25 protein-coding genes are annotated in these 23,798 nt (G+C 69.6%); 15 read left to right on the plus strand and 10 right to left on the minus strand.

The genetic code is table 11. The features are described 5' to 3' along the window. The first annotated feature begins 103 nt into the window (after positions 1–103). The 7 genes from atpB to atpD are packed head-to-tail and all read left to right on the plus strand — an operon-like array spanning position 104 to position 6,710. Positions 104–886: a F0F1 ATP synthase subunit A gene (gene atpB, locus CLV68_RS09840; protein ID WP_121390060.1), complete on the plus strand. Its 783-nt coding sequence runs from the start codon at positions 104–106 to the stop codon at positions 884–886. 59 nt (positions 887–945) lie between these two features. Next, on the plus strand, positions 946–1,212 hold the full coding sequence (locus CLV68_RS09845) for an ATP synthase subunit c family protein (RefSeq protein ID WP_121390061.1): 267 nt from the start codon (positions 946–948) through the stop codon (positions 1,210–1,212). Between the two features lie 37 nt (positions 1,213–1,249). Continuing rightward, a complete protein-coding gene (locus CLV68_RS09850; protein WP_121390062.1) occupies positions 1,250–1,804 on the plus strand; it encodes a F0F1 ATP synthase subunit B in 555 nt (184 codons plus the stop codon). 12 nt (positions 1,805–1,816) lie between these two features. After that, entirely contained in the window at positions 1,817–2,653 is an 837-nt protein-coding gene (locus CLV68_RS09855) for a F0F1 ATP synthase subunit delta (protein WP_121390063.1), read from the plus strand. 43 nt (positions 2,654–2,696) lie between these two features. Further along, positions 2,697–4,337 (plus strand): F0F1 ATP synthase subunit alpha, encoded by a 1,641-nt coding sequence (gene atpA, locus CLV68_RS09860; protein WP_121390064.1) that lies wholly within the window; start codon positions 2,697–2,699, stop codon positions 4,335–4,337. A 10-nt stretch (positions 4,338–4,347) separates the two neighbouring features. Further along, positions 4,348–5,274, plus strand: a complete 927-nt coding sequence (locus CLV68_RS09865; protein WP_121390065.1) for a F0F1 ATP synthase subunit gamma — start codon at positions 4,348–4,350, stop codon at positions 5,272–5,274. Next, the gene (atpD, locus tag CLV68_RS09870; RefSeq protein ID WP_121390066.1) at positions 5,274–6,710 is read left to right on the plus strand and encodes a F0F1 ATP synthase subunit beta; all 1,437 of its coding nucleotides are present in this window, start codon (positions 5,274–5,276) and stop codon (positions 6,708–6,710) included. Before CLV68_RS09865 ends, atpD begins: the two co-directional genes overlap by 1 nt. 61 nt (positions 6,711–6,771) lie before the next feature. On the opposite strand, the gene CLV68_RS09875 is transcribed toward atpD, so the two are convergent. Together CLV68_RS09875 and CLV68_RS09880 are read right to left on the minus strand one after the other, a co-directional pair. Then, positions 6,772–8,112, minus strand: coding sequence for a hypothetical protein (locus tag CLV68_RS09875; RefSeq protein WP_121390067.1), 1,341 nt, complete (start codon positions 8,110–8,112; stop codon positions 6,772–6,774). A 1-nt stretch (position 8,113) separates the two neighbouring features. After that, positions 8,114–8,629 carry a SigE family RNA polymerase sigma factor gene (locus CLV68_RS09880; RefSeq protein ID WP_121390068.1) on the minus strand — a complete coding sequence of 172 codons (516 nt, stop codon included), beginning with the start codon at positions 8,627–8,629 and terminating at the stop codon, positions 8,114–8,116. A gap of 120 nt (positions 8,630–8,749) precedes the next feature. On the opposite strand from CLV68_RS09880, the gene CLV68_RS09885 reads away from it, so the two are divergent. The 3 genes from CLV68_RS09885 to CLV68_RS09895 all read left to right on the plus strand — a co-directional run bounded on the left by CLV68_RS09885 (position 8,750) and on the right by CLV68_RS09895 (position 11,247). Continuing rightward, positions 8,750–9,115 carry a F0F1 ATP synthase subunit epsilon gene (locus CLV68_RS09885; protein WP_121390069.1) on the plus strand — a complete coding sequence of 122 codons (366 nt, stop codon included), beginning with the start codon at positions 8,750–8,752 and terminating at the stop codon, positions 9,113–9,115. A gap of 27 nt (positions 9,116–9,142) precedes the next feature. Beyond that, the gene (locus CLV68_RS09890) at positions 9,143–9,580 is read left to right on the plus strand and encodes a DUF2550 domain-containing protein (RefSeq protein ID WP_121390070.1); all 438 of its coding nucleotides are present in this window, start codon (positions 9,143–9,145) and stop codon (positions 9,578–9,580) included. A gap of 377 nt (positions 9,581–9,957) precedes the next feature. Next, positions 9,958–11,247: a helix-turn-helix domain-containing protein gene (locus tag CLV68_RS09895; protein ID WP_121390071.1), complete on the plus strand. Its 1,290-nt coding sequence runs from the start codon at positions 9,958–9,960 to the stop codon at positions 11,245–11,247. A 51-nt stretch (positions 11,248–11,298) separates the two neighbouring features. On the opposite strand, the gene ggt is transcribed toward CLV68_RS09895, so the two are convergent. Together ggt and murA are read right to left on the minus strand one after the other, a co-directional pair. After that, positions 11,299–13,107, minus strand: coding sequence for a gamma-glutamyltransferase (gene ggt, locus CLV68_RS09900; protein ID WP_170224178.1), 1,809 nt, complete (start codon positions 13,105–13,107; stop codon positions 11,299–11,301). 124 nt (positions 13,108–13,231) lie between these two features. Then, the gene (gene murA, locus CLV68_RS09905) at positions 13,232–14,503 is read right to left on the minus strand and encodes a UDP-N-acetylglucosamine 1-carboxyvinyltransferase (protein WP_121390072.1); all 1,272 of its coding nucleotides are present in this window, start codon (positions 14,501–14,503) and stop codon (positions 13,232–13,234) included. 62 nt (positions 14,504–14,565) lie between these two features. Here murA and CLV68_RS09910 point away from each other — a divergent pair, with 62 nt between their 5' ends. Both CLV68_RS09910 and CLV68_RS09915 read left to right on the plus strand, forming a co-directional pair. Then, the gene (locus tag CLV68_RS09910; protein ID WP_121390073.1) at positions 14,566–15,138 is read left to right on the plus strand and encodes a cob(I)yrinic acid a,c-diamide adenosyltransferase; all 573 of its coding nucleotides are present in this window, start codon (positions 14,566–14,568) and stop codon (positions 15,136–15,138) included. 229 nt (positions 15,139–15,367) lie between these two features. Further along, positions 15,368–16,546 carry a chymotrypsin family serine protease gene (locus tag CLV68_RS09915; protein ID WP_147459929.1) on the plus strand — a complete coding sequence of 393 codons (1,179 nt, stop codon included), beginning with the start codon at positions 15,368–15,370 and terminating at the stop codon, positions 16,544–16,546. 45 nt (positions 16,547–16,591) lie between these two features. Here CLV68_RS09915 and CLV68_RS09920 read toward each other — a convergent pair whose 3' ends face one another. Both CLV68_RS09920 and CLV68_RS35590 read right to left on the minus strand, forming a co-directional pair. Then, positions 16,592–16,897 (minus strand): hypothetical protein, encoded by a 306-nt coding sequence (locus CLV68_RS09920; RefSeq protein ID WP_147459930.1) that lies wholly within the window; start codon positions 16,895–16,897, stop codon positions 16,592–16,594. 241 nt (positions 16,898–17,138) lie between these two features. Then, positions 17,139–17,426, minus strand: coding sequence for a hypothetical protein (locus tag CLV68_RS35590; RefSeq protein WP_121390076.1), 288 nt, complete (start codon positions 17,424–17,426; stop codon positions 17,139–17,141). Between the two features lie 88 nt (positions 17,427–17,514). Here CLV68_RS35590 and CLV68_RS09930 point away from each other — a divergent pair, with 88 nt between their 5' ends. Further along, positions 17,515–19,536, plus strand: a complete 2,022-nt coding sequence (locus tag CLV68_RS09930) for a protein meaA (protein ID WP_121390077.1) — start codon at positions 17,515–17,517, stop codon at positions 19,534–19,536. On the opposite strand, the gene CLV68_RS09935 is transcribed toward CLV68_RS09930, so the two are convergent. After that, on the minus strand, positions 19,533–20,084 hold the full coding sequence (locus CLV68_RS09935; RefSeq protein ID WP_121390078.1) for a cysteine hydrolase family protein: 552 nt from the start codon (positions 20,082–20,084) through the stop codon (positions 19,533–19,535). The genes CLV68_RS09930 and CLV68_RS09935 overlap by 4 nt on opposite strands. Positions 20,085–20,155: 71 nt before the next feature. Between CLV68_RS09935 and CLV68_RS09940 the strand changes: the two genes are divergently transcribed. Then, positions 20,156–21,097, plus strand: coding sequence for a GlxA family transcriptional regulator (locus CLV68_RS09940; protein ID WP_121390079.1), 942 nt, complete (start codon positions 20,156–20,158; stop codon positions 21,095–21,097). On the opposite strand, the gene CLV68_RS33785 is transcribed toward CLV68_RS09940, so the two are convergent. Further along, on the minus strand, positions 21,094–21,249 hold the full coding sequence (locus CLV68_RS33785; protein ID WP_170224180.1) for a hypothetical protein: 156 nt from the start codon (positions 21,247–21,249) through the stop codon (positions 21,094–21,096). The two genes, CLV68_RS09940 and CLV68_RS33785, sit on opposite strands and share 4 nt — an antisense overlap. A 27-nt stretch (positions 21,250–21,276) precedes the next feature. On the opposite strand from CLV68_RS33785, the gene CLV68_RS09945 reads away from it, so the two are divergent. Beyond that, positions 21,277–21,918 carry a C40 family peptidase gene (locus CLV68_RS09945; RefSeq protein WP_121390080.1) on the plus strand — a complete coding sequence of 214 codons (642 nt, stop codon included), beginning with the start codon at positions 21,277–21,279 and terminating at the stop codon, positions 21,916–21,918. Here the strand turns inward: CLV68_RS09945 and CLV68_RS09950 are convergent. Then, positions 21,915–22,562, minus strand: a complete 648-nt coding sequence (locus CLV68_RS09950; RefSeq protein ID WP_121390081.1) for a response regulator — start codon at positions 22,560–22,562, stop codon at positions 21,915–21,917. The two genes, CLV68_RS09945 and CLV68_RS09950, sit on opposite strands and share 4 nt — an antisense overlap. Then, on the minus strand, positions 22,559–23,707 hold the full coding sequence (locus CLV68_RS09955; protein WP_170224182.1) for a sensor histidine kinase: 1,149 nt from the start codon (positions 23,705–23,707) through the stop codon (positions 22,559–22,561). The genes CLV68_RS09950 and CLV68_RS09955 overlap by 4 nt, the downstream gene beginning before the upstream one ends. Positions 23,708–23,798: the final 91 nt, after the last annotated feature.

Consider the following 23,798-nt stretch of genomic DNA (forward strand, 5'->3'; position numbering starts at 1 on the left):
CCGCTGCCAGGTACCCCGTGAGCGTCAGGTACGTTACGTCCTGATCGTGACGATTCCCCCGGCGGAGGACCCGACGCCGGCCGGGAGAACCGGAAGGAGCCCAGTGGGCAGGCTTGTGCTGGCGGAAGAAGGCACCTTTATCCCCCCAGGCGCCAAGGATTTCGATCTTCCCGCCATCTTCGGTGGCGTCACCAAGCCGATGGTGTTGGTCGTCCTCTCGGTGATCATCATCCTGGCGTTCTTCCTGCTGGCCAGCCGCAAACTGGCGGTCGTGCCCGGGAAGTTCCAGTTCCTCGCGGAGTCGGTCTACGACTTCGGCCGCAACGGCATCGCGCGTGAACAGATCGGTTCCAAGGATTTCAAGCCGTTTGTACCCCTGATTCTCTCGCTGTTCACCTTCACCCTGGTGAACAACATCTTCGGCATCATCCCGATCATCCAGTTCCCGACCTTCTCGCACATCGGCTTCCCGTTGGCGCTGTCGGTCCTGGTGGTCTTCCCGATCTACCACATCGTGGGCATCCGCAAGTTCGGCCTCGGCCGCTACCTGAAGAAGTCGGTGCTCCCGCCGGGGATCCCCAAGCCGGTCTACATCCTGCTGACCCCGATCGAGATCTTCCTGAAGTTCTTCATGGACCCGATCACGCTGGCGATCCGGGTGTTCGCCGCCATGTTCGCCGGTCACCTGATCCTGCTGGTGTTCACCCTCGGTGGCGAGTACCTGCTGCTCGAAGCCGGTCCCGCGCTCAAGCCGGTGTCGGTGATCGCCTTCGCGATGGCCATCGCCATGACCTTCCTGGAAGCGCTGATCCAGGTGCTGCAGGCATACATCTTCGCGCTGCTGTCCGCGGGCTACATCGGTATGGCCCTCGCGGAAGACCACTAGTCCAGTCCAAGCCCCGGTTCGTCCGACGAGGACGAGTCGAGTTCGAAAGGGATACGCACGTGAGCTCTGCTGTTGTTCTCGCCCAGGCCGCTGAGTCCGCTGGCAGCATCGCCGACCTCAACAAGGGCCTCGCCATGATCGGCTACGGCCTCGGTGCCATCGGCCCGGGTATCGGCGTCGGCATCATCTTCGCCGCCGTCATCAACGGCACCGCCCGCCAGCCGGAGGCCGAGGGCAAGCTGCGTGGTCTGGCCTTCCAGACCTTCGTGCTGACCGAGGTGCTCGCCCTGATCGGTCTGGTGCTCTACTTCATCGCTTCCGCCTGACCGACGTCACTGCGGACCTAAGTCTTAGGGAGACGCCGTGGTGTCGTCGTCACTGATCACCATCGCTGCCGAGGGCAGCCCAAGCCCGGTCATGCCGCACCTGTCCGAGGTCATCCTCGGCCTGGTCGCGTTCGGGATCCTGCTGTTCGTGCTCAGCAAGTTCGTTGGCCCCAAGTTCGAGGCGCTCTACACCGAGCGGACCGCCAAGATCGAGGGTGGCATCGAGAAGGCCGAGGCCGCGCAGAAGGAGGCCGAGGCCGCGCTGGTGCAGTACAAGGCGCAGCTGGCTGAGGCACGGGCGGAGTCGGCTCGCATCCGCGACGACGCCAGGGCCGAGGCCGAGCAGATCAAGGAAGAGCTGCGCGCGCAGGCCCAGGAGGAGTCCGCGCGGATCGTCGCGCAGGGCCAGGCCCAGTTGGAGGCGCAGCGGGCCCAGATCGTCGCCGAGCTGCGCGCCGAGCTGGGGCGCCAGGCCGTCGAGCTGGCCAGTCGCATCGTGGGTGAGTCCCTTGAGGACGAGGCCCGCCGCCGCGGCACGGTCGACCGCTTCCTGACCGACCTCGACTCGGTCTCCGCACCGGCGAAGCGCTAGGGGACGTCCTCGATGACCTCAACTGTGACCGGCGTGCTGCACGCGGCCAGCCGGGAAGCCCTCGCCGCCGTCGAGCTCACGCTGCTCGACGTGCTCGAGGCCGCCCCGGCGGGTTCGGCGGCACTGGGCGGCGAGCTGTTCGCCGTCGTCGGCCTGCTCGACCGGGAGATCGGTCTGCGCCGCACGCTGGCCGACTCGTCGACCGCACCGGAGGCCAGGTCGCGCCTGGTCACCGACCTGCTCACCGGCAAGGTCGGCGTCGGCGCGCTCAAGGTGCTGACCACCGCGGCCTCGGCCCGCTGGTCGAGCCCCCGCGAGCTGGTCGACGGCCTGGAGTCGCTCGCGGTCACCGCCCTGCTGGTCGGGGCGGAGCGCGCGGGCAGGCTCGACGCGGTCGAGGACGAGCTGTTCCGGCTCGGCCGCATCCTGGCCGACCAGAGCGAGCTCGAGCAGGTCCTGTCCAACCGGACCGGTGACCTCGGTGGCAAGCAGGCGCTTGTCCGCGAGCTCATCGGGTCCAAGGTGGACGCGACGACCGAGACCCTGGTGCAGAACCTGGTGGCCCGGCCGCGTGGCCGCCAGTTGGTGCCCGGGCTCGAGGCGCTCGCCGCCGAGGCGGCGCGGCGCAGGGAGCGGTCGGTGGCCCACGTGGTGTCCTCCGGCGCGCTCTCCGCCGAGCAGCAGGACCGCCTCTCGGCGACCCTGCAGCGGATCTACTCGCGGCCCATCGCGCTGCACCTGGAGATCGACCCCGCCATCGGCGGCGGTCTGGTCATCCGGGTCGGCGACGAGGTCATCGACGGCAGCACCTCAGGACAGCTCGACGCGCTGCGGCGTCGGTTCTCCTGACCCCAACTTCCCCCGAAGCAACGAAGTGAGAGCAGGAACTTTCATGGCGGAGCTGACGATCTCGTCGGACGAGATCCGCAGTGCGATCGAAAACTACGTCTCCAGCTACTCCCCGGACGTCAACCGGGAAGAGGTCGGAACGGTTTCCGACACCGGCGACGGCATCGCCCACGTGGAGGGCCTGCCCTCGGCCATGGCCAACGAGCTGCTGGCGTTCCCGGGCGGCATCGTCGGCGTGGCGCTGAACCTCGACGCGCGTGAGCTGGGTGTCGCCATCCTCGGTGACTACGACAAGATCGAGGAGGGCCAGGAGGTCAAGCGGACCGGCAAGGTCCTCTCGGTCCCGGTCGGCGACGCCTTCCTCGGCCGGGTCATCGACCCGCTGGGCAACCCGATCGACGGCCTCGGCGACATCGCCGCCACCGGCGAGCGCGTGCTCGAGCTGCAGGCGGCCACCGTGGTGCAGCGCCAGCCGGTCGAGGAGCCGCTGCAGACCGGCATCAAGGCCATCGACTCGATGACCCCGATCGGCCGCGGCCAGCGCCAGCTGATCATCGGTGACCGCAAGACCGGCAAGACCGCGGTCTGCGTCGACACCATCATCAACCAGAAGAAGGCGTGGGAGACCGGCGACCCGAAGCAGCAGGTCCGCTGCATCTACGTCGCGGTCGGCCAGAAGGGCTCCACCATCGCGGGCGTCAAGTCCGCGCTGGAGGAGGCGGGCGCGCTGGAGTACACCACCATCGTCGCCGCCCCCGCGTCGGACTCCGCTGGCTTCAAGTGGCTGGCCCCCTACACCGGCTCGGCCATCGGCCAGGACTGGATGTACCAGGGCAAGCACGTCCTGATCATCTTCGACGACCTGACCAAGCAGGCCGAGGCGTACCGCGCGATCTCGCTGCTGCTGCGCCGCCCGCCGGGCCGCGAGGCGTACCCCGGCGACGTCTTCTACTTGCACTCCCGCCTGCTGGAGCGCTGCGCGAAGCTCTCCGACGAGCTCGGTGGCGGCTCGATGACCGGTCTGCCGATCATCGAGACCAAGGCGAACGACATCTCCGCCTACATCCCCACCAACGTCATCTCCATCACCGACGGCCAGTGCTTCCTGGAGTCCGACCTGTTCAACGCGGGTCAGCGCCCGGCGGTCAACGTGGGTACCTCGGTCTCCCGCGTCGGTGGCGCCGCGCAGACCAAGGCGATGAAGTCGATCTCCGGCACGCTGCGCCTCGAGCTGGCCCAGTTCCGCGAGCTGGAGGCGTTCGCCGCCTTCGCCTCCGACCTGGACGCCACCTCGCGGGCGCAGCTGGAGCGCGGCACCCGGATGATGGAGCTGCTCAAGCAGGGCCAGTACTCGCCGCTGCCGGTCGAGGAGCAGATCGTCTCGATCTACATCGGCACCAAGGGCTTCCTCGACTCGCTCGCCGTCGCCGACGTGCGCCGCTTCGAGTCCGAGCTGCACGAGCACCTGCGCCACCGCCACGCTGGCGTGCTCGAGGAGATCAAGGTGACCGGCAAGTTCTCCTCGGACAACGAGGAGCGCCTGGTCGCCGCGGTCACCGCGTTCAAGGACTCGTTCACCGCGGGCTCCGGTTCCTCGGTGACCGACGCCCCCGCGTCCGCGCTCGACGCCAACGAGGTGGGCCAGGAGACCGTGAAGGTCAACAAGTCCGCTCCGACGGCGTAGGCGGGCCGCCATGGCACAGCTTCGCGAGATCCGGCAGCGGATCAAGTCGGCCCAGTCGTTCAAGAAGATCTTCAAGGCGCAGGAGCTGATCGCGACCTCGCGGATCAGCAAGGCGCAGTCCAGGGTGGCCGCGGCCAAGCCGTACGCCGACGAGATCACCTCGGTGCTGACCGCGCTGGCGACCGGCGCGACCAGCCTCGACTCGCCGCTGCTCACCCCGCGTGAGCGCTACCGGCGGGCCGCGGTGCTCGTGGTGACCTCCGACCGCGGTCTGTGCGGTGGCTACAACGCCAACGCGCTGCGCCGGGCGGAGGAACTGGTCACGCTGCTGCGTGAGCAGGGCAAGGAGCCGGTGGTCTACGTCATCGGCCGCAAGGGGCTCAACTTCTACAAGTTCCGCCAGCGGTCGGTGAAGGCGAGCTGGACCGGCTACTCGGAGCGGCCCACCTACACCGACGCGGTCGCCGCCAGCGAGGCGCTCATCCAGGCTTTCCTGCACGGCGCCGACGACGTCGACGACAAGCCCGGTGTCGACGGTGTGCTCGGCGTCGACGAGTTGCACATCGTCTACACCGAGTTCACCTCGATGCTCTCGCAGAAGCCGGTCGCCGTGCGGATCGCCCCGCTGGAGATCGAGTACGTGGAGAACCCGGGGCTGACCTCGACGTACGAGTTCGAGCCGAGCGCGGAGACGCTGCTGGGCAACCTGCTCCCGAAGTACATCAACACCCGCATCTTCGCGGCACTGCTGGAGTCGGCCGCGTCCGAGTCAGCGGCCCGCCGCACGGCGATGAAGTCCGCGACGGACAACGCCGACGAGCTCGTCAAGAGCTTCACCCGTGTCGCCAACCAGGTCCGCCAGGCGCAGATCACCCAGGAGATCAGCGAGATCGTCGGTGGCGTCGAGGCGCTCGCTGCCGCAGGAAGTGATGACTAATGACTGCCATTCAGGAACCAGGCACCAAGAACGCGGTCGGTCGCGTCGTCCGGGTGATCGGCCCCGTCGTCGACGTGGAGTTCCCGCGCGGATCCGTCCCCGAGCTCTACAACGCGCTCAAGGTCGAGGTCGACCTCGAGTCGCTGCGCAAGACCATCACCCTCGAGGTCGCCCAGCACCTGGGTGACAACCTGGTGCGCTGCATCTCCATGGCGCCCCAGGACGGCCTGGTGCGCGGCGCCCCGGTCACCGACACCGGCGAGGCCATCTCGGTCCCGGTCGGCGACGCGGTCAAGGGCCACGTGTTCAACGCCCTCGGCGAGTGCCTGGACAAGCCGGGCCACGCCGCGGACGCCGAGCGCTGGCGCATCCACCGCCGCCCCCCGGCCTTCGACCAGCTCGAGGGCAAGACGAAGGTCCTCGAGACCGGCGTCAAGGTCATCGACCTGCTCACCCCGTACGTCGAGGGCGGCAAGATCGGCCTGTTCGGCGGCGCGGGCGTGGGCAAGACGGTGCTCATCCAGGAGATGATCACCCGGATCGCCCGCAACTTCGGTGGCACCTCGGTGTTCGCCGGGGTCGGCGAGCGCACCCGCGAGGGCACCGACCTCTTCCTCGAGATGGAGGAGATGGGTGTTCTCCCGGACACCGCGCTGGTCTTCGGGCAGATGGACGAGCCGCCGGGCACCCGCATGCGGGTCGCGCTGTCCGCGCTGACCATGGCGGAGTACTTCCGCGATGTGCAGAACCAGGACGTGCTGCTGTTCATCGACAACATCTTCCGGTTCACCCAGGCCGGTTCCGAGGTGTCGACCCTGCTGGGCCGCATGCCGTCGGCCGTGGGGTACCAGCCGACGCTGGCCGACGAGATGGGTGAGCTCCAGGAGCGCATCACCTCGACCCGCGGTCGCTCGATCACCTCGATGCAGGCGATCTACGTGCCCGCCGACGACTACACCGACCCGGCCCCGGCGACCACCTTCGCCCACCTGGACGCGACGACGGAACTCTCCCGTCCGATCTCCCAGAAGGGCATCTACCCGGCGGTCGACCCGCTCACCTCGTCCTCGCGGATCCTCGACCCGGCCGTGGTCGGCGACGAGCACTACCGGGTGGCGCAGGAGGTCAAGCGGATCCTGCAGAAGTACAAGGAACTGCAGGACATCATCGCCATCCTCGGCATGGACGAGCTGTCCGAAGAGGACAAGGTGACGGTGAACCGGGCGCGCCGCATCGAGCGCTTCCTGTCCCAGAACTTCTTCGTCGCCCAGAAGTTCACCGGCGAGGAGGGCTCGTTCGTCAAGGTGGCCGACACCATCGAGGCGTTCGACCGCGTCGCCAAGGGCGAGTACGACCACATCCCGGAGCAGGCGTTCCTCTCCATCGGTGGCCTCGACGACCTGGAGCGCAAGTACCAGGCGTTGACCAAGAAGTGAGCTAGGCCAGAACGCGCGAACGGGCCGGTGTCCTCAGTGGACACCGGCCCGTTCTGCGTGGTCACTCGCGCAGCAGGCTGTGTGCCTCCGTGCGGCCTCGCGGGTCCGCCAGGTGGACGGTGGGCACGTCCGCCGGGATGAGCGCCGCGTCCTTGCCCGCGTTCACCCAATCACCGCCAACCCCGCCGTCGAGCCGGGCCTGGTAGGTCAACACCATCCCGGGGGCCACGGCGAGGCGACCCGCCTGGCCGGGGAGTTCGCAGACCCCCACCAGTCCGCCGGTGTCCTTGCGCACCAGTCCGCAGTAGGTCCAGCCGGTGATCTTGGCGGCCGCGTCCCGTTGGGCCAGGAACAGGCCGTCCATGATGAACATGCTCACCACCTCGATGGCCACCACGCTGCCCCCACCCGGCAGGTCGACGATGAACTGGGCGCCGGTGGGCGTGACACCGGCAAGCGGGTCGAGGAGGTTCGCCGCCATGAGCGTCTCGTGCACGTTGTCGCCCAGCGGGCGCGACGTGCTGCCGCTGACCCGGAACACGTCGCCGGGTTCGGTGCGCAGGACGCCCTCCGGGACCGGCTTCGCCTGCCGGTCGGTCCCCAGCGACCATCGCGTGCCCGGCAGGATCGTCAGGCTCTGGTCGTAGCCCGCCGCCACCGGGTCGCCGGTGACGACGCGGATGTTCTCGGGTGGCCCCTGGGCGTCGGTTTCCCCGAGCCAGACACCGTCGCGTTCCACCATGGGCTTCCAGTCGCGCTCGGCGCGACCTGACGTGGCGGCGATCCTCCACGTCGTGGAGACGCTCAGGTTCTTCGCTCCCAGCGCGATGACGGTGCGGTTGTTGGGACCGTAGACGAACGCGAAGCCCTTCGTCGTGGTGCCGTAGGGCTGCGGGAAGGAGTTCACCAGGACGGGCTTGGTGCCGACGAGCAGTCCGACGACGCTGCGCCCCTCGATGATGGTCCCGTCCGACGCGTAGCCGGTGGAGTCGCTCCGCTCGACCTCCTGCACGACCACCGCCACCTTGCCGCCGTCAGTCGTGCCCGCCCAGTAGACGTGCGGGCGGTCCAGGCGGGCCTTGCCCGGCTCGTTGGGCATGCCCGTGTCGAAAGCGGTCACGGCGGCGTCCAGGTATGCCTGGTCGCCTGCGAGGTCGCCGCGGGTCGGTGTGGTCAGCATCGGGTTGACGCCCGTGGTGATCTGCGGCGGGTCGGCCTTGGTCATCTCGACGACGACCAGCCCCGCCGCGGCGATGACCACGGCCATGGCGCCTGCCAGGACCACGCGACGGCGGGTGCGGCGTCGTTTGCCGCCGCGCAGGACAGCCGCGGCCAGGGTTGGAGGGGCCTGTAGGCCCTCTGTGGCCTCCCGCAAGGCGCGGGAGAGCTCTGTGGTGTCCATCTCATCCCCTCGTCTTCTCTGGTGCGGTTTCCGCGAGCAGCTCGCGTAGCCGGGCCACTCCCCGCGCGGTCTGGCTCTTGACCGTCCCCGGCGACACCCCCAGTGCCGCCGCGGTGTCGGCCTCGGACAGGTCGTCGAAGAACCGCAGGACCAGCACCGCGCGCACCCGCGGCGGCAGTGTTCCCAGGGCCTTCGCGATCCGGTCGCGGTCCAGCACCTCGCGTTCGTGCCCGCCCGTGCCCTGCTCCCGCGCGTGGTCGAGCGGCGACTCCGCCACCCGGCGCGACCTGCTCCGCCACCGGTTGGCCGAGGCGTTGGCCAGCGCCCTGCGCACGTAGGGCTCCAGGTCGCCGCGGACCCGGCGGCGCTTGGCGTAGACGCGTTCCAGCACGTCCTGCAGCAGGTCCTCGGCCGCGCCCCGGTCACCGGCGCAGAGCAGGTACGCGGTGCGCAGCAACGCGGTGGACCGGTGCGCCACGAACTCGGTGAACTCGTCGTCCGGTCTGATCGTGCTCACCCCCTGTGTTCGACTCGTCCCGATCGGGACTTCCGCCCCTTCTGACACCGGCCTGGCTGGGGTGGTTGTCGGGTGGCCGACTAGACTGGCCGACAACCGCGAGCTGTGAGGGAGATACGCGTGGCTGAGATGTCGGTCCAACTGGTCGCCGTGGAACGACGCCTGTGGTCGGGCACCGGCACCTTCGTCGTCGCGCAGACCACCGAGGGTGAGATCGGGATCCTGCCCGGTCACGAGCCGGTCCTCGGCCAGCTCGTGCACGGCGGCGTCGTGAAGATCGTCACCGGCGACGGCGAGACGATCACCGCCGCGGTCTACGGCGGCTTCCTGTCGGTCACCGCCGACGCGGTGAGCATCCTCGCCGAGTCCGCCGAGCTCTCCACCGAGGTCGACGTCGACAAGGCCCGCGCCGCCCTCACCGCGGCCGACCCGGCCGAGCGCGACCGCGCCGCGGCGGGCCTGCGGGCCGCCGGACAGTCAGCCTGATGACGGCCTAGCGGGCAGGGGGCGGCCGTGGACATGAGCGTGCTGGTTGTCGCCCTCTTGGCCGCTGTCCTGGTGGTGCTGCTCCTGCTGGTCGCCCGCCGCGTCCGCCTGCTGCGCTCCGGCGGCATCCACGTCGCCGTCCGCACCCGCCTCGACGAGTCCGGCAAGGGCTGGGCCTGGGGCGTCGGCCGCTACCACGGCGACCAGTTCGCCTGGTTCCGCGCCATCAGCCTCCGCACCGGCCCCGACCGCGTCCTACACCGCGACGGCCTCGAAATAGCCTCCCGCCGAGAACCAGACCACGGCGAAACCCCCAACCTCCCCCACGGCTCCCAAGTCCTCCGCTTCGACCCCCCGGACGGCGGAGCCCCCGTGGAAGTGGCCATGGGCCCAGACGCCCTGACCGGCTTCCTCTCCTGGATGGAAAGCGCCCCACCCGGCACCCGCCTCCCGTGGGCTAGCTGACCGCCTGCATCCGCAGCCAGTGCAACACCCACTCGCCGGTCCGGTCCCTGCTCACCCCGCGCACGTCCTCTTCTGCCAAGGGCCCAGCCTTGTCAGCTCACCCCACAGCGTGGTGCGTGTGTCGAGCACGGTCGTCATCCCGCTCTACCTCCGCTTGCGTCGTCCGCTCGGTCACGACCGAGCGTGGCGTGGGTCGCCCTCGTGAGGCGAGACCGCCACTGGGTTCATGTCGACACAACGGGTCGTTGTTGAGGGGGTGCTATCGGCTGATATGCCCGGCATATATGCCGCACGTCTTCGCGTGACCTGGCTGGCCGGTGGTTGTTACCTTGGGTACCTGGTCGGCTACCAGGGTCGACCCGCCGAAGGGACAGCGCATGTGGGGCGACCCGCACGAGCGGCCGAACCCGGAACTCTGGGAACTGCCCGCGATGCGCGCCGCCCTGGCCCGCCGCGACATCTCCGCCGTCTACCTGCTGCTCAAGCGGTACGGCATCTCCCAGCGGCGCATCGCGTCGATGACCGGACAGGCCCAGCCCGAGGTGTCCGCCATCACCCGCGGCAGGCAGGTGATGGCCTACGACGTGCTCGACCGCATCGCGGGTGGGTTGGGGATCCCGCGGGGGCACATGGGGTTGGCCTACGGCGCGCCCAGTGAGGACACGGACGGGGTGGTGGCGGTGCCGGATCGACGGGAGTTCATGGGGCTGTTGGCCAAGGTGGCGATGGGCGCGGCGGTGACCGGTGCCGATCTGGCGCTGTTGGCGAACCCGGCCGTGGCAACGCCGGTGCCGAGCCGGGTGGGGGCCACCGAGGTCAGTCAGCTGCGGGAACTGACGCGGGTGCTGTGGGCGCAGGAGCGACAGCTCGGTGGTGGGGCCGTGCGTGACGCGGTGATCGCGCAGTTGGCATGGGCGCGTGGGCTGCTGCGGGGTACCCACACCGATGAGGTCGATGCACAGTTGCGCGTGGTCTTGGCCGATCTTCTCGCGCTCGCCGGTCGGGCTTCGCACGACGTGGGCTTGTCGGGCTCTGCCCTGCGGTACCTCGGACAGTCTGTTGTCACCGCACAGCAGGCCCATGACCCCGCCCGGGTGGCTTTGGCGTTGGGGCAGATCGGCCGGGTCTACAGCCAGCACGGCGAGAGCGGCCAGGCCCGGGACTCCCTCGGCCTGGGCATGGTCGCTGCCGAACGTGTGCGGTCAGGTCAGCTCACATCGCTGTTGCTGTGCAGCCAAGCTCGCGCCTACGCCGAGTCGCGGGACCCGGCCCGGGCGATGGAATACCTCACGCGTGCCGAAGACGCCATGACGCCTGGTCCGGAAGCGACGGAACCCAGTGGCTTCAACCCGACGCTCCTGGCCAGTGAGCGCGGTCGGGTGCTGACGATCCTCACCATCCACGACCCCCGCCACGCCCCCCGGGCCATCGAAACCTTGACCGCGTCGAACCAGCGCCTCGACCCGGCCCGCACCAAGCGCTTGGCGTTCGGGCTGACCGAGTTGGCCACCTGCCACCTGCGCGGCGGCGACACCGAGACCGGCGTGCGGCTAGGTCACCAAGTGGTCGACATGGCCGCGGGCATCCGCTCGGGGCGCCTCGCCGAGCACCTCAGGCTCCTCCGCGCGGCGGCCCACCGCCAGCCCGAACTGGCCCAGCGCATCTAGCGGAACGGGCCGCCCCCACCGTGCGGGGCGGCCCGTTCGGTGAGCTGGGAACTACCTGGCGGGGTGGACGACGCCTGCGGAGGTGCCGTTGCGGCGGGTGGGTTCGCCGACGGCGAGGATTTGGCCTCGGTCGGTGAACTCGAGGGTCGCGGCGGCGCCGATCTCGGCCTGTTCGGTGAAGGTGTGCCCATACCGGGCAAGCAGCGGATTACCCGTGATGAACGCCGGTTCGGCCGTCACGGACGCGGTGTTGCGCTGGGTGGCACGAGGAGCGGCGACCGCGTCCGGCAGGGAGAGGCCGAAGTCGACGCGGTTGATGATGATCTGCAGGACGGTGGTGATGATCGTGGAGCCGCCCGGGGAGCCGAGGGCGAGCCAGGGGTTGCCGTCCTTGAGGACGATGGTGGGGGACATGCTGGAGCGGGGGCGCTTGCCCGCGGCGGGGAGGTTCGGGTCGGCCGCGGTGCCCTGGGTGGGGGTGAAGTTGAAGTCGGTGAGCTCGTTGTTGAGCAGGAAGCCGCGGCCGGGGACGACGATGCCGCTGCCGCCGACCTGCTCCAGGGTGTTGGTGTAGGTCACCACGTTGCCGCGGGCGTCGGCGACGACGAAGTGGTTGGTGTGGACCTCGTTCTCGCTGGTCGGCGTGGCCGAGGGCGGCGGCGGGGTGCAGTCACCGGGGTTGAGCGGGTTGCCGGGGGCGACCGGTGCCGGGGTGGCGCGGATCGGGTCGATACGGCAAGCGCGGACGGCAGCGTAAGAGTCCGACAGGAGCTGCGCGGTCGGGACGTTCACGAACTTCGGGTCACCGACATAGCGGCCGCGGTCGGCGTAAGCGAGCTTGGTGGCCTCAAGGTAGAAGTGCAGCGCCTGGTCACGCGGGGCCTTCGAGAGGTCGAACCGCTCCAGGATGTTGAGCGACTCGCCGACGGTGGTGCCACCCGACGACGACGGCGCCATGCCGTACACGTCCACGTTGCGGTACCGGACGTGCGTGGGCGCCTGGTCCAAGGTCTTGTAAGAGCGCAGGTCGCCGATCGCGAGCTTGCCCTTGGGCGGGACGATGGTCGCGTCAGAGGCCAGCGGCGGGTTCTGGGCGGCGTTGGCCACATCGCGGCCGACAGCGCCACCGTAGAAGGCTCGCGTGCCGTTGCGCGCGATCTCCCGGTAGGTCTTGGCCAAGTCAGGGTTACGCAGGGTGGAGCCCACGGCAGGCGGAGCGCCGCCCGGTAGGTACAACGCGGCAGTTGAGCTGAACTGCTTGAACCGGGGCTGGTTCTGCTCGATCTCCTTGCGCAGCTGCGGCGTCACGGGGAAACCCCGCTCGGCGACCCGGATCGCGGGCTGGAGCGCGTCGTCGAGGTCGTAGCGGCCCCACCGCTGCAACGCCCGCTCCCACACGGCCAGGTTGCCCGGCGTGCCGACGGACAGGCCGCTGGTAACAGCGTCCGCGAACGCATAGGGCTGACCGGTCGCGGGGTTGATGAACAGGTCCTTGTCCCCGGCAGCGGGCGTGGTCTCGCGCCCGTCGATCGTGGACACCTTGCGGGTCTTGGCGTCGTAGTAGACGAAGTAGCCGCCACCGCCGATACCGGCCATGTTGGGGTCGGTCACCCCGAGCACCGCGGCGACCGCGACCGCCGCGTCCGCCGCCGTACCGCCGCGCCGCAGCACGTCGAGCCCGGCCTGGGTGGCTTGCACGGTGTCGGAGACGACCGCGCCCCCGTACCCCTGGGCCACCGGCACCTTGGGCAGCTCACGGCCCTGGTCGGGCGCGGCAGAGGCGACTGGCGCCACGACCAGGGCCCCCGTCACGGCGACCACCGCCACCGAGCTGATTCCTATACCGCGCCGAGCACGCATCAGGACCTCTTCCCGTTGGTCTCACAGGGGTCCTGTTGTACTCGGCCACCCCCGGGCCGGGGACCGCTGTTCGGACCGCATCACCCGGTGGGTCAGGTGGGTCGGCGTGGGCCGAACGGGTGAGTCAGGCCCGGGTGGGGTCGCCGAGCACGCGCTGCACGTCGGCACCGAGGCGCTGCATGTTCTCCACGAACCTCGGGTAGCCGCGGTCGATGTGGAACACGTCCCACACCTCGGTGACCCCGTCCGCGCACAGCCCGGCCAGCACCAGCCCCACGCCCGCCCGGATGTCGGAGGCCCACACCGGCGCGCTGGAGAGCCTGGGGACCCCCCGCACGACCGCGTGGTGGCCGTCCGTGCGGGCGTCGGCGCCCAGCCGGATCATCTCCTCGACGAACCGGAACCGGGCCTCGAACAGGTTCTCGGTGATCATCGAGGTGCCGTCGGCGACCGCGCTGAGCACGATGGCGAACGGCTGCAGGTCGGTGGCGAACCCCGGGTAGGGCAGCGTCACGAAGTCGACCGCGGTCGGCCGGTCGTGCTGCACGACGCGGAACCCGTCGTCGAAGGTGACGACCTCGGCGCCCGCGGTCCGCAGCTTCTCCAGGACCAGGTCGAGGTGGTGCGGGTCGACGCCCTTGACGGTGATGTCGCCCTGGGTCATGGCCGCGGCGAAGGCCCAGGTGGCGCCGACGATCCGGTCGCCGACCACGCGGTGCTCGGTCGGGGTGAGCGAGGTGACGCCGTGCACGGTGAGCGTCGAGGTGCCAGCCCCGGCGATCTTGGCGCCCATCTGCTGCAGCATGAGGCACAGGTCGACGATCTCCGGCTCGCGCGCGGCGTTGTCGATCACCGTGGTGCCCTCGGCGAGCACGGCGGCCATCAGGATGTTCTCGGTGGCGCCGACGCTCGGGAAGTCCAGCCAGATCTGGGCGCCGCGCAGCTCGTCAGCGCGGGCGACGACGCAGCCGTGCTCGATCTCGCTGCTCGCACCGAGCTGCCGCAGCCCGTTCTGGTGCATGTCCAGCGGCCGCGAACCGATCGCGTCACCGCCCGGTAGCGCTACCACTGCCTTCTTGAGCCTGCCGACCAACGGGCCGAGCACGCACACCGACGCGCGCAGCTTGCCCATCGACGCGGAGTCCGCGCGGTGCTCGAGCTCGGCGGGCGTGGTGATCAGGACCGTGCCGCCGTCGATGTCGACGGTGCAGCCGAGGCTGCGCAGCACGTCGCCCATCAGCGGGACGTCGAGGATCTCCGGGCAGTTGGTGAGGGTGGTGGTGCCCTCGGCGAGCAACGCGGCCGCCATCAGCTTGAGCACGCTGTTCTTCGCGCCCACGACCTCGACCTCGCCGACGAGCCTGGCCCCGCCGCGCACCTGGAAATGCTCTGTCACGGGGGCAATGATGCCCCTGCGGTCCGCATACCGGACCCCCGGGGCGGTCTAGGCTTGGCCGCATGTCGGTACGCATCAACCGCGTGTACACGAAGGTCGGCGACAACGGCACCACCGCACTCGGTGACGGCTCCCGCGTCCCCAAGACCTCCCCCCGCCTCACCGCCTACGCCGACGTCGACGAGGCCAACTCGGCCATCGGCGTCGCCATCGCCATCGGTGCCCTCCAGCCGGACATCGCCGAGGTCCTGCGCACGGTGCAGAACGACCTGTTCGACGTGGGCGCGGACCTGTGCACACCGGTGGTGCCGGACCCGCCCTACGAGCCGCTGCGGATCACCGAGGAGTACGTGACCCGGCTCGAGTCGGTGATCGACGCCTTCAACGACCGCGTCGGGAAGCTGACCTCGTTCATCCTGCCCGGGGGGACGCCCGGGGCCGCTCTCCTGCACACGGCACGGACGGTGACGCGGCGGGCGGAGCGCGGCGCGTGGGCCCTGGTCGAGGCCGAGCCGGAGACCACGAACGTCTTGGCGGCCAAGTACCTGAACCGCCTGTCGGACCTGCTGTTCGTGCTGTCCCGCGTGGCGAACCCCGGCGGCGACGTGCTGTGGAAGCCGGGCGGGGAGCGCTAGCAACGACGTGAACCGGCAGGTGTGACCCCCCGGTTGTCGCTGTGGCCCAGTCGTCATCCGGGGAATACCCGCTGTTCACCGCCTCGCAAGATGGGGTCGGCGAGGTGTTCGAATCGTGCCGGTCCGGCACCCTGCTGGCTCATTGTCCGGTTTGTCCGCGCGGGCCTAGCGTTGTTCTCGCAGCCGAGATCTGGGGAGGCTGCACCTGACAACGTCTGGGGAGCATTCGATGTCAAGAAGATCCATACGGGGTTTGGCCGTGCTCGCCGCCGCCGCGGTGATGGCCACCGTGCCCGCGGCGGCGAGTGGGCAGCCGAAATCGGAGGACGCCGGATCAGCCACAGCGCCGGTGGCCGACCTGGTCGCCGACCGGATCGGCGGGCTCGGGCTCGCTGACTACCGCGACGTGTTCGGCGGGCTGCGAGTCGAGTCGCCGACAGCGGTGACGGTCTACGCGCGCGACACCGGTCGTGCCCAGGAGTTGGTCGCGGCCGCTCGCAAGGACCTGCCCGACGGTGTGGGCGCCGAGGTCGCGGTGGACGTCCGGTCGAGTCCGTTCACCCGAGCGGAATTGCACGACGCGCGCACCGCTTTGTGGAAGCACGACAACGACAAGGCGTACTTCGCCATCCAGGTCCCCGCCCAGGCCGATCGGTTGATCGTCCACGTCGCCGACCCCGGCGCGGTGGCCTCCGCGCTGTCCGCGCGGCCCGTCGTCGAACTGGCGCACGGGATCACGACTCGCGACGTCGAGTTCACCAAGGGCGAGCGACCGGTGAACACCAGCCGGGTCGACGACTCCGCGCCGTACAAGGGCGGGATCCCCCTGGAGGAGTACTGGTACTGGGACTACATCTGCACGTCCTCCTTCGGTGCCAGGAACAGCAGTGGCGCGGAGTTCCTGATGACCGCCCAGCACTGCTTCGACAGCGGCGACGGGGTGTACGACCACGCCGACGACTACCTCGGTGACGTCGCGTTCACCAACGTCTACCTGGACACCGCGGCCATCGCCACCGACGCCGGGTCGGGGGTGTACATCGACAGCGTGAACCAGCGGTCGTACAACCGGGCGGCCTACTCCTGGAACGGCCAGACGGTCTGCCAGAGCGGGTACACCAGCAACAAGGTCTGCAACATCGTCGTCTGGGCCGACAGCATCGAGTGGCAGGACGAGGACGGCCAGGTCCGGTGGGGTGTCGCGGGCTCGGCGGGCGTCGGCGTCGCCACCGCCTGCCCCGGCGACAGCGGCGGTCCGGTGTGGACGATCACGACCACGTCGGCGACCGAGAGCCGGGGGATCACCAGCGCGGGCGGTGTCGCGGTCGGCAACTGCTTCCAGGACGCCTACTGGACCGAGACCGTGTCGATCCTGAACGCGCACGGCCTCACCCTGCTCACTTCCTGATCGGGTGGTGGTGGTGCCGGGACAGCCTGTCCCGGCACCACCACGTCAGCCGAGGTCTTGGACGAGCTCGACGACCTTGTCGCCGCCGTACCGGAACTGGCCGTCGACGTGCACGAGGGCACAGCCGGAAGTGCTGATCTGCACGACGCGACGCCCGGTCGGGTAGTCGAGCAGCAGGTCGTAGCGGGGACCGCGATCCATGGTGCACACGGTTTCCCTGCGGAACGGACGCAGCGAGTTCAGGCTCGCGACCACCTGGTCGAGGTCATGGCCGACCGGATCGGACCACTTCTCCGGCGCGCCGTCCTCGCCCGGGCACAGCCGAACCGACACCGGCACCGCGTCAGGCACCAGCGCTCCCGCGCTCACCTGCCCCGACACCGGGACCGGCAACTGCCCAGTGGGCGGCGGACAGCCCACAGCCGACCCGGACGCGGATCCCGAATACCAGATCATCCCCGTCGCAGCCACGGCGACGAAGGCGATCACCCCGGCCGCTTGCCAATTCGTCCTCAGCCCGAGAGCAGCCACGGCGATCCCCCTGGTGCGGTGTACGGCCTCTTTAACTCCAGATTACACAAGCCGGGCAGCCTCAGGACCCCAGCAGCACGTCGATCGCGGTGCGTTCGTCGGCTGGGAAGACGAGGATGCGGTAGGCGTCGCCGTCGGGGGTGGTGGCTGTGGTGGATTTGACGCCTGCGTGGCGGAGTTGGTCTTCGACGGCTTTGGCGGCGGTGCGGGTGGGGGCGGTGGCGACCTGGCGGAGCAGGCCGTAGTCGTGGTGCGGGTCGGGGGTGTGGAAGGCCCAGCGCAGGACCAGGCCGAGCAGGCCGATGACCACGAGGGCCACCAGCAGCAGGTACGGCGCGGGCAGGTCCATGTGCTCATCATGCCGCGTGTGAGCAAGTCCACCCGCCAAGGTGGTTACCGGCCAGTACCCTCGGGTCACAGTGAACGGAGGTTAACCGGTGCCGTATCCCTCTGATCGCGAGCGCGACCGGCCGTGGGTCATGCGGACCTACGCGGGCCACTCCTCGGCCGCCAAGTCCAACGAGCTCTACCGGCGCAACCTGGCCAAGGGGCAGACCGGGCTCTCGGTGGCCTTCGACTTGCCCACGCAGACCGGCTACGACCCCGACCACGAGCTGGCCAGGGGCGAGGTCGGCAAGGTCGGCGTCCCGGTCGGGCACCTCGGCGACATGCGGACGCTGTTCGACGCCATCCCGCTCGGCGCGGCGAACACCTCCATGACGATCAACGCGACCGCCATGTGGCTGCTCGCCCTCTACGTCACCGTCGCCAAGGAGCAGGCCGAGGTCGAGGGCGCTGACTGGCACGAGGTCGTCGCGCGGCTGGCCGGGACCACGCAGAACGACATCATCAAGGAGTACCTGTCCCGCGGCACCTACGTCTTCCCGCCCGGCCCCAGCCTGCGCCTGATCACCGACATGGTGGCGTTCACCGTGGCCAACGTGCCCAAGTGGAACCCCATCAACATCTGCAGCTACCACCTGCAGGAGGTCGGGGCGACGCCGGTGCAAGAGGTCGCGTACTCGATGTGCACCGCGATCGCCGTCCTTGACGCTGTCCGTGACTCCGGCCAGTTGCCGCAAGAGGAGTTCGGCAACGTTGTCGCGCGGATCTCGTTCTTCGTGAACGCGGGCGTTCGGTTCATCGAAGAGATGTGCAAGATGCGTGCCTTCACCGAACTCTGGGACGAGATCTGCCGTGACCGCTACGGCATCGATGACCCTAAGCAGCGCCGTTTCCGCTATGGCGTGCAGGTCAACTCTCTAGGTCTGACCGAGGCTCAACCCGAGAACAACGTCCAGCGGATCGTGCTGGAGATGCTCGCGGTTTCCCTGTCTCGCAAGGCAAGGGCACGCGCGATCCAACTCCCCGCGTGGAACGAGGCTCTTGGCCTACCGCGCCCGTGGGACCAGCAATGGGCGTTGCGCATGCAGCAGGTTCTCGCCTACGAGACGGACCTGCTGGAGTACGAGGACATCTTCGACGGCTCCGCGGTCATCCAGGCGAAGGTGGACGAGATCCTCACGGGCGCGCGCGCCGAGATCGACCGCGTCCAGGCCATGGGTGGTGCCGTTGCCGCTGTCGAGAGCGGCTACATGAAGACCCAGATGGTCGGGTCCCTAGCCGAACGCCGCCGTCGTATTGAGGTAGGCGAAGAGGTCATCGTTGGGGTCAACAAGTTCGACACCACCGAGCCGAGTCCATTGCAGGCCGAAGGCGCGAAGGCCATCGAGACCGTTGACCCTATCGCCGAGCGGGAGGCCGTTGAGGCTATCCAGCGGTGGCGCGCTTCCCGGGACGAGTCCGCCGCACAGGACTCTCTGGACGCCCTGCGCACAGCGGCCAAGACCGACGCGAACCTGATGGCCGCGACCCTCGCGTGCGCCCAGGCAGGCGTAACCACGGGGGAGTGGGCTGCCGCTCTGCGCGAGGTCTTCGGCGAGTACCGCGCCCCCACGGGTGTCTCCGGTGCCTCCGCCGCGGGTGAGGCAGGGGTCGAGCTGGCCAAGGTCCGCGAGTGGGTCAAGGCCACCGGCGACGAGATCGGCGAGCGGCTGCGCATGCTGGTCGGCAAACCGGGGCTCGACGGCCACTCCAACGGCGCCGAGCAGATCGCCGTAAGAGCCCGCGACACCGGGTTCGAGGTCGTGTACCAGGGCATCCGGCTTACCGCAGACCAGATCGTGTCCGCCGCGGTGCAAGAGGGCGTGCATGTGGTGGGGTTGTCGATCCTGTCCGGCTCACACCTGGAGGCCGTGCCCGCGGTCGTAGAGGGTCTGCGAGCCGCGGGCGCGGGCGACATCCCGGTGGTGGTGGGCGGCATCATCCCGCCGGACGACGCCAAGACGCTGCTAGAGGGCGGTGTAGCGCGGGTCTTCACGCCGAAGGACTACGAGATGACCCAGATCATGTCCGAGATCGTCCGGGTCATCCGGGAGGCCAACGGACTCCCGGCTTAACCGAGCAGCGTCAGCACTTCCTGCGTGCTGGTGACCGTGGCGAACCCGCCGCCGTGGAGGTTGGTGGCGGTCGCCCGGGACAACTCGTCGGCGGTCAGGACAGTGCCATCCGGGCCGGCTTGGTCGAACGTGAAGGTCGCGTCCAACGCCACGTGCACCTCGTAGCCGAGGTTGCCGCCAACGCGCGCGGTTGTCTCAACGCACATGTTGGTCTGGATGCCCGCGAGCACGATCCGGTTGATGCCCTTGGCGGTGAGCCACTGGTGCAGGTCGACGGCGCCGTGGAAGGCGGAGTTGACGTGCTTGGTGAACATCAGGTCCGGCTCCGCGCCGTCCAGTTCCGGCTTGAACCGCGCCCCGGGAGTGCCCTGCTCCAGCGGCGACCCCTTGAACAGGGAGTCGTGCCGCACCAACACCAGCGGCTGCCCCGCCGTGGTCCAGGCGTCGAGCAGGGTCTTGATGTTGGACTCCGCCGCCGGGTTGTTGCGCTTGCCCGCGCGCGGGTCGTCGAAGCCGCGCTGCACGTCGATCAGGATCAGTGCTGTCATGCGGTCAACGGTGCCGGGTCCGCCCAAGGTTCTCCAGGTGCAGAAAAGGCGCGATGCGATACTTTCCTGCCATGCGCGCGATCGGGGTTCTCCTGCTGCCGGGCACCCGGCTGTTCGACTTCGCCGTCGTCAACGAGGTGTGGTCGGTCGGCCGCACCGGCGTCGGCCCGTTCGAGGTCCGGCTCTGCGGCCCGGCCAGGCGCCCGGTCGACCTGCACCCGGCGGGCACGGCCACCCCGACGCACGGCCTCACCGGGCTGACCGGCTGCGACCTCGTCCTCGTGCTGGGCCGAGCCGATCCGGCCGCCGAGGTGCCCGCCGCCGTGCGCACCGCCCTGCGCGCCGCGCACGCGTCCGGCACCACGGTCGCCGCCCTGTGCTCCGGCGCCTTCACCCTCGCCGCAGCGGGCCTGCTGGACGGCCGCAGGGCCACCACCCACTGGGCCCTGCTGGACGACCTCGCCGCCGCCTACCCGACCACCCTGGTCGAGCGGGACGTCCTGTTCACCGAGCACGACGGCCTGCTCACCTCGGCAGGCGTCGTCGGCGGCCTCGACCTGTGCCTGCACCTCGTGCGCCGCGACCTCGGCCCCCGCGCCGCCAACACCCTCGCCCGCAGGCTGGTGATGCCCCCGGTCCGCGAAGGCGGCCAGGCGCAGTACGTCGACGCCCCTATCCCCAACCGCCCCGAACGCGGTGACATCGCCACGACGATCGACTGGGCGCTCTCGGTCTTGAGCGATCCGATCGGCATCCCGGACCTAGCCGCTAGAGCCCGGATGAGTCCCCGTGGATTCCACCGGGCATTCGTCGCCGCAATGGGCGACACACCAGGTCGCTGGCTCTTGCTCCAACGGCTCCGGCTGGCTCAACTGCTCCTGGAGACGACAACCCTGTCCGTTGACCGTGTCGCCACCCGCAGCGGCCTCGGCACATCCGCCAACCTGCGCCGCCGCATGCGAGCCGAGTTCGGCACCACCCCGTCGACCTATAGGCGCACCTTCGCGAGCTAGCGGTCTGTCTCGGCCACGCGTTCGCGGAGGCGGTCGCGGATCTCGTCTGGTGTGTAGGCGCGGCGTTGGCGTTCTGCGCGGGCTATGGCTGCTCCGGTAGCGGCAACGCCGACGACCCCGGCCAGCCCTAGGAACTTCCAAACGCGTCGCATGTGCCGAGGTTACCTAGGCTCAGGGGCATGGGCTCTCTCACTCTGGACGAGGCCGTCGGCCTGACCCGCACCGGTGACCTGTGGCTGTTCCGCGGCCGCACCCCCGCCGACCGGGCGATCCAGACCCTCACCAACTCGCCGGTCAACCATGTCGGCATGGCGGTCGTGCTCGACGACCTGCCGCCGCTGATGTGGCACGCGGAGCTGGGCCGGTCGCTGCCGGACCGCTGGACCGGGGAGCGCCAGCGCGGTGTCCAGCTGCACGACCTGCACGACGCCGTGGTCGTGTGGGCCACGAGGTACGGGCAGAAGGGCTGGCTGAGGCAGCTGCCGGAGCCGGTCACCCCGGCCCAGGAGGACGCCGTCCTGCGCACCATCGCCCGGCTGGACGGCACGCCGTTCCCGTCGACCGCGCGGCTGGCTGGCCGGTGGGCGAAGGGGCGGGTGCCGCTGACCCGATGGCAGAAGCCGAGGCAGGCGGAGTTCGAGAGCGCGTACTGCGCCGAGGTCGTGGCCGCCACCATGATCGAGATGGGCCTGCTCCCGGCCACCGACCGGGCCCACGCCTACGACCCCGGCACCTTCTGGAGCGGCGACGGCCTCGACCTGCCGCACGGCCTGGAGATCGGGGTCGACGTCCCGCCGGGCAGCACCCCGGGCGGCAGCTAGCCGACCAGGCCCGCTTCCTGGGCCAGCACCGCCGCCTGGACCCGCGAGCGCAGGTCCAGCTTGGTCAGCACCCGCGACACGTGGGTCTTCACGGTGGCCTCGCCGATGCCGAGGCGGCGCGCGATCTGCTGGTTGGACAGGCCCTCGCCGACGCAGACCAGCACCTCCGACTCCCGGTCGGTCAGCTGGTCGAGGCCGGGCGGCGACACGACCTCGCGGGGTTGCGCCGCGGCGAAGGCGTGGATCAGGCGGCGGGTCACGCTCGGTTCGATGACGCCGTCGCCCGCGGCCACTACGCGGATCGCATCGATCAGGCGGGGTGCGTCGACGGCCTTAAGAAGGAACCCGGACGCGCCCGCGCGGAGCGCCCCATAGACGTAAGAGTCCATGTCGAACGTGGTGAGCACTAGGACCGCGCAGACACCGTCCGCGACCAGCCTGCGGGTGGCCTCTATGCCGTCGACCTCCGGCATGCGGACGTCCATCAGCACCACGTCGGGCCGTAGAGCCGTTGCCTTGCGAACCGCCGCGGCACCGTCACCGGCCTCGGCGACAACCTCGATGTCAGGGGCGCTGTCGAGGATCATCGCCAGGCCGTTGCGGATCGCGGCGTGGTCGTCGGCCACCAGGACCCTGATCGTCACGCTTCCTCCACTGGGAACTCGGCACGCACGCGCCAACCGCCTTCGACCGGTCCCGCGGAGAGTGTCCCGTGGACCGCGTCGACTCGTTCGGCCATCCCCAGCAGACCGGCCCCAGCGGGGTTCAGCGGCCCGGCAGGCTTATCGCTGGTCACTTCGACTACCAGGGTCTCGCTGGACCGGTTGATCCGCAGCAGCACGACCGCACCCGGTGCGTGCTTCACGGCGTTGGTAAGCGACTCCTGCACGATCCGGTAGGCGGTGAGGTCCACTGCTGCCGGTAGGTCGTCTATCCCGTCCACCTCAACCGTGACGGTCAGTCCTGCCGCGTTCGCCGAGCGGACGAGACGCTCGAACTCGGCTAGCCGCGCGGGCGAGGTGAACGCGTCTTGCCCGTCAGTCGAGCGCAGGAGCCCGATCATGGCGCGCATCTCGGCCAGCGACGCCAGGCTGTTCTCCCGCATCGACCGAAGCACGGTCCTAGTCCGCTGCGGGTCGTGTTCGCGCATCGTGAGCAGGGCCTCGGACTGGATCGCGATGGCCGATAGGTGACCGGCGATCACGTCGTGCAGGTCGCGCGCCATGCCGGCCCGCTCGGCGGCCACTGCCGCGTCCCGGTCGAGCTCGGCGATCCGCGCCAGTTGGTCCGCCCGCGCCCGCTCCGCCTCGGCGATCTCCCGCTGCTGGCGCACGTTGAGCGCCCACCAGACGGGCATCGCCGGTAGTGAGCACGCGCTGATGATGATGAGTAGCGCTAGCCGGAACGAGTCAGCGAAGACGATCGTCACCACGATGACCGCGCCGAGGTAGCACCACAGGATGATGACCACCGTCTGGCTTGACCGTCGCGATCCATAGAGCACAGCCAGGTAGATCAGGTCACCGAAGGCCAGGGCAATCGCCAGCGTCAGGCCCATCGCGATGTCTATGGCCAACAAGGGCACGCCTGCGGCTAGCGCTATCGCCGGTGCCTTGTGCTTAGCGAGTTGGAGCAGGCATAGACCTGCCAACACCACGTATCGCACCCAGAACGGCCCCTTGACCGCCGCCAACTCGATGAGGCTGGGCCCGTCCAAGACGAGGAGGACAACACCGAGCAGGTAGACGAAGACGATCTGCGCGAGCCGCCTGCCCCACTCGTTGACCACCCGACAATCACAGCACACGCCTGCCTGCCCCGACTCAGCCGACAGTCGAGCCCGGGGTCCCCCGAAGTGATGACACCGGTCGCGGCGTCCC

This window comes from Actinokineospora cianjurensis (assembly GCF_003663795.1).
Lineage (GTDB): Bacteria > Actinomycetota > Actinomycetes > Mycobacteriales > Pseudonocardiaceae > Actinokineospora > Actinokineospora terrae.

What these genes read in the sequence shown, in the direction of transcription:
- CLV68_RS09855 (WP_121390063.1), top strand. Translation starts at nt 1,817, where the DNA reads ATGACCTCAACTGTGACCGGCGTGCTGCACGCGGCCAGCCGGGAAGCC.
- atpA (WP_121390064.1), top strand. Translation starts at nt 2,697, where the DNA reads ATGGCGGAGCTGACGATCTCGTCGGACGAGATCCGCAGTGCGATCGAA.
- CLV68_RS09865 (WP_121390065.1), top strand. Translation starts at nt 4,348, where the DNA reads ATGGCACAGCTTCGCGAGATCCGGCAGCGGATCAAGTCGGCCCAGTCG.
- atpD (WP_121390066.1), top strand. Translation starts at nt 5,274, where the DNA reads ATGACTGCCATTCAGGAACCAGGCACCAAGAACGCGGTCGGTCGCGTC.
- CLV68_RS09875 (WP_121390067.1), bottom strand. Translation starts at nt 8,112, where the DNA reads ATGGACACCACAGAGCTCTCCCGCGCCTTGCGGGAGGCCACAGAGGGC.
- CLV68_RS09895 (WP_121390071.1), top strand. Translation starts at nt 9,958, where the DNA reads ATGTGGGGCGACCCGCACGAGCGGCCGAACCCGGAACTCTGGGAACTG.
- ggt (WP_170224178.1), bottom strand. Translation starts at nt 13,107, where the DNA reads ATGCGTGCTCGGCGCGGTATAGGAATCAGCTCGGTGGCGGTGGTCGCC.
- CLV68_RS09910 (WP_121390073.1), top strand. Translation starts at nt 14,566, where the DNA reads ATGTCGGTACGCATCAACCGCGTGTACACGAAGGTCGGCGACAACGGC.
- CLV68_RS09915 (WP_147459929.1), top strand. Translation starts at nt 15,368, where the DNA reads ATGTCAAGAAGATCCATACGGGGTTTGGCCGTGCTCGCCGCCGCCGCG.
- CLV68_RS35590 (WP_121390076.1), bottom strand. Translation starts at nt 17,426, where the DNA reads ATGGACCTGCCCGCGCCGTACCTGCTGCTGGTGGCCCTCGTGGTCATC.
- CLV68_RS09935 (WP_121390078.1), bottom strand. Translation starts at nt 20,084, where the DNA reads ATGACAGCACTGATCCTGATCGACGTGCAGCGCGGCTTCGACGACCCG.
- CLV68_RS09940 (WP_121390079.1), top strand. Translation starts at nt 20,156, where the DNA reads ATGCGCGCGATCGGGGTTCTCCTGCTGCCGGGCACCCGGCTGTTCGAC.
- CLV68_RS33785 (WP_170224180.1), bottom strand. Translation starts at nt 21,249, where the DNA reads ATGCGACGCGTTTGGAAGTTCCTAGGGCTGGCCGGGGTCGTCGGCGTT.
- CLV68_RS09945 (WP_121390080.1), top strand. Translation starts at nt 21,277, where the DNA reads ATGGGCTCTCTCACTCTGGACGAGGCCGTCGGCCTGACCCGCACCGGT.